Annotated in this window: 2 protein-coding genes and 1 pseudogene; 2 read left to right on the forward strand and 1 reads right to left on the reverse strand. The window is 61.7% G+C overall.

Going from position 1 to position 3,017, the window contains the following annotated elements; all coding sequences use genetic code 11:
• A pseudogene (locus tag BHAP_RS12210) lies at positions 1-291 on the reverse strand (transposase); the annotation flags it as partial.
• A 186-nt stretch (positions 292-477) separates the two neighbouring features.
• Between BHAP_RS12210 and istA the strand changes: the two are divergent.
• Both istA and istB read left to right on the forward strand, forming a co-directional pair.
• Positions 478-1,992, forward strand: a complete 1,515-nt coding sequence (istA, locus tag BHAP_RS11175) for an IS21 family transposase (RefSeq protein ID WP_094730732.1) — start codon at positions 478-480, stop codon at positions 1,990-1,992.
• A 17-nt stretch (positions 1,993-2,009) separates the two neighbouring features.
• Positions 2,010-2,774: an IS21-like element helper ATPase IstB gene (istB, locus tag BHAP_RS11180; protein ID WP_211279746.1), complete on the forward strand. Its 765-nt coding sequence runs from the start codon at positions 2,010-2,012 to the stop codon at positions 2,772-2,774.
• Positions 2,775-3,017: the final 243 nt, after the last annotated feature.

Below are 3,017 nucleotides of genomic sequence, written 5' to 3' on the forward strand. Positions count from 1 at the left end.
CAGCGGACGCTCCCGCCACGCGTCGATATCCGCGTAGATGCGCTTGAGCTTGTCGCTCAGAGTCTGCGAGGGCATGCGATCACCCCACAACAATTGGCTGACATCATCAACCTGACGCGTGGACACGCCCGCCAGATACATGTCAATCAGCGCCTCCTCGACGCTCTCCTCGCGCCGCCGGTAACGCTCGATCACGGCCGACTCGAACACCGCGCCCTTCAGTTTCGGTACCTTCAGGCTCATTTTCCCGGCCTTGACGGTCAGATCACGCTTGTAATGGCCGGCCCGGTTGTTTTGTTTCAATGTTTGTTCGACAGGTTTGGCAGTGTTTTTCCGCAGTGTGGGCTGATGGTTTTCCTCAGGTTTGGCAGTACTTGGTAGTGGGACGTCGGTTCGCCTGTCTGTATATTCCCGAGTTGCAATTCGTTTTGGTTTCGGCCGGTTGCTGCTGGCCGAAGGCTCGGGAAGGAAAGGAACATGGCGATACCGATGCCCATGGTGCAGGATATCAGGAGACTTGATCGGCAGGGATTGTCCCGCGCGCAGATAGCGCGGCGGCTGCATGTTGATCGCGGGACGGTCGCGAAGTACGCGGATATGCGGGATTGCTCGCCCAGGCCGAAGACGGATCGTCGGTATGGTTCGAAGATCGACCCGTACACGCATCTGGTGGATTCGTGGCTGGAGGCGGACCGGTTGATGCCCCGCAAGCAGCGTCACACGATCAAACGGGTGCACGAGCGTCTGCTCGCGGAGACTGATTACGATGGCGAGTATTCGACCACGTTGCGGTACGTGCACCGGTGGCGCGAGGCGAACCGGAGCGGTGCGGATCAACAGGGGTTCATACGTCTTGATTGGCGTGCGGGCAGCATGCAGGTCGATTTCGGTCTGGCCCGGGCCGTGATCGCGGGCGAGCAGACGGACGTGCATTGCCTGGTGGTCTCGTTGCCGTGGTCGAACATGCGGCTGTGTGTGGCTTTGCCGGGTGAGAACGCGGAGTGCCTGTGCCACGGCCTGATGCTCGTGTTCGAGCATATCGGCGGCGTGCCGCCGCTGGTCGTGATGGACAACGCCACCGGCGCGGGCCACAGGAACGCGAAGGGCGAGGTGACCCTGACCGACGTGTTCGCCGCGTTCGTGGCGCATCACCGCATCGAGGTCAGGTTCTGCAACCCGTATTCAGGCAACGAGAAGGGCAGCGTGGAGAACGCGGTCGGGTTCCTGCGTCGCAACATCATGGTCCCGCCCCTGCATGCGGAATCCTACGAACAATTGAGCCGGCTCATGCTGGAGCGGTGCGACGGGCTGGCGGCAGAATCGTATTGCCCGCGGTTGATGGACGTGCCCGTCACGCAGGTGTTCGCCGAGGAGCGGGCATCGTTGATGCCTTTGCCGTCGACCGTGTTCGATCCGGTACGCTGGCAGACCCGTATGGCCGACAAGTACGGGCTGGTCGATATTGACTCGAACCAGTACCTCGCCGGTGCCTGTCATGCCCGTTCGCGTGTTCTGGCCGCGATCCGGTGGGACACGGTCACGCTCACCTCGCCTGCCACCGGGGAGTTCCTGGCCGAGTATCCCAGACTCTACGGCAAATCGAACAGTGTGGAGGACCCCGTACTCGTGTTTCCACAGCTCGCGCTCAAACCACGCGCGTGGAGGGAAAGCACGATACGCCCCGATATTCCCGACGACATCCGCGGCTGGCTCGATTCCATGGACGACAAGACCCTCAAGGAAAGCCTCAAAGCGATCGCATACGCGTGCCAAGCGGCCGGGTTCGAGCCCGTGATGCAGGCATGCGACGAGATCCTCGCCTGCAACAGGGACATGGGCCTGCACGCGGACTCGCTCACCCCGATCGCGTTGCGCATGCGCGATGGCGACTGGCAATACCCCGGCGCCATCGACGAACCCGATCTAAACGGCTACGACCGGTTCATCACCAGTGACCGTCACACCAACAACGACCAGGAGGGAATGCAATGAGTGTCAGACCCGATCCCGTGATCCCCGACACACGTCGCAGACGAGCGTCCACGACCGAGAAAAGCGAACGCATCCTCATGATGAGCCGCAGCCTGACCCTGACACGCAGCGTGCTCGCCAACATGCTCGCCGAGGCGACACCCAACCAGCTCGAATTCATCGAACGCTGGTTCACCGCGGAACTCGACTCACGAGAGCAATCCAAACGAGCCCGTCTCCTCAAACAGGCCGGGTTCCCCGCCGACAAGACCCTCGACGGCTACGACTGGACCAACCTGAACATGCCCGCCGACTGGGGGCGAACCCAATTGGAGAGCCTCGAGTTCATCAGTCGATGTGAGGACCTCGTGCTCTACGGGCCCGTCGGGGTCGGCAAAAGCCATCTCGCGATCGCGATCGGCAGGCTCGCCTGCGCCAAGGGCATACCGGTCCGGTTCTTCACCGCGACCGGACTACTCATGCGCCTGCGCCGCGCCCAACAGGACAACCGGCTCGACCGGGAGCTCGCGGGCATCGGCAAAGCACGCCTCCTGATCATCGACGAGTTCGGCTACCTGCCCATCGACGAGGAAGGCAGCCGCCTCCTCTTCCAGATCATCAGCGACAGCTACGAGACAAGGAGCATCATCTACACCACCAACATCGAATTCTCGGGATGGGGACGCATTCTCGGCGACAAGAACATGGCCGCCGCCCTCATCGACCGCACCGTCCACCACGGACGACTCATCAGATTCGAGGGCCACTCCTACCGCAGCCAACACGCCCTCATGACCAAATAACCAAACAACACAACAACACACGCAGACAGGCAGTGGCCGATACCGCACACAATGCGGAAAACCCGCTGCCTACACTGCGGAAAAACACTGCACAAAATGAGGTGGTGCCGTTTTCTTGGACTGTGATCCGGGAGGAGCCATCATGGCGAGGTATACGAGGGAGCAGCGTCGGCGTGCGGTGGAGTTGTATGTGAGGTATGAGTGCTGCGCGGCGGACGCGATCCGGGAGTTGGGGTATCCCAG

The organism is Bifidobacterium hapali, from assembly GCF_002259755.1.
Lineage (GTDB): Bacteria > Actinomycetota > Actinomycetes > Actinomycetales > Bifidobacteriaceae > Bifidobacterium > Bifidobacterium hapali.

Coding starts and splice junctions, on each gene's coding strand:
- istA (WP_094730732.1), top strand. CDS start 478: ATGGCGATACCGATGCCCATGGTGCAGGATATCAGGAGACTTGATCGG.